The sequence below is a fragment of the Pseudomonas sp. AC463 genome (assembly GCF_979253585.1).
This window is the reverse complement of the sequence record NZ_CEEDDZ010000926.1, coordinates 1-252: the sequence shown is the minus strand read 5'-3', so window position 1 is coordinate 252 and position 252 is coordinate 1. Positions and strand designations below refer to the sequence as shown.

The window sequence follows — 252 nt, the reverse complement described above, 5'->3', positions numbered from 1 at the left end:
CCCCGCATCCAGCCTGCACCGCGTGACGCCGGTCACGCGCGGAGTACGGACAGCCAGCTTCTTCTGGTTGCAGTCGATGGTCCGCGATGACGGCGAACGCCGCACGCTGTTCGAACTGGACCGCGCCGTGCAAGCGGTAGCGGGCGACCGCGGTCAGGGCGACGCCGCCGTGGTGCAGTTGACGGGCGTGTACCACAATCTGCTGCGGCGCTGGGCCGACGCCTGATTTGACCGCACTGCCGAGTGCTGCCA

At 69.0% G+C, this 252-nt stretch carries 1 pseudogene; it reads left to right on the top strand.

Going from position 1 to position 252, the window contains the following annotated elements:
* Positions 1–226: pseudogene (locus AC0IYH_RS32935) on the top strand (PKHD-type hydroxylase); the annotation flags it as partial.
* Positions 227–252: the final 26 nt, after the last annotated feature.